Below are 491 nucleotides of genomic sequence, written 5' to 3' on the forward strand. Positions count from 1 at the left end.
CTAACGCCGCCAGAACGCGGCAGCTTTGTAGTTGTTTTTTTTGTGGCAGTCTTTTTCGCCACAAAAAAGCGACGGAAAAGCTGCTCGCCGTTACTGGCTTTGTTAACTGTTTCCCAACCAACACGCTTTGGACGCAAGATGGACATCTTTGATGCCTTTTGGTTGAAAAGGAGTATCAAGTGCTGCCAGGGCTATTGATACCCAATCAGGATATTTTTTACTACCACTCCACTCAATATTGGAACCACAAGTACTACAGAATTTTCTGATAATGCTTCCCGATGAATTGTATGAGGCTAGCAGCTCTTGGCCTGAGACATACTTCAAGTCCGATTTCGGCACGCTCGCATAAGTTGCAAACGCGGCACCATGCTGCTTTTGACACATTTTACAATGGCAGTGTGATGTAGCCTTTGGCTGTGATAAAAGCTCAAAAGATACAGATCCACATAAGCAACTACCTCTGTGCATTACCCCTCCAGACAGTTAAC

At 45.0% G+C, this 491-nt stretch carries 1 protein-coding gene; it reads right to left on the bottom strand.

Annotated features, from left to right (window positions below):
* Nucleotides 1-102: 102 nt before the first annotated feature.
* A complete protein-coding gene (locus ACT3TF_RS17200; protein ID WP_444672641.1) occupies nucleotides 103-471 on the bottom strand; it encodes a GFA family protein in 369 nt (122 codons plus the stop codon).
* Nucleotides 472-491 lie beyond the last annotated feature (20 nt).

This window comes from Halomonas sp. AOP25-F1-15 (genome assembly GCF_052378675.1).
GTDB classification, from domain to species: Bacteria; Pseudomonadota; Gammaproteobacteria; order Pseudomonadales; family Halomonadaceae; genus Vreelandella; species Vreelandella casei.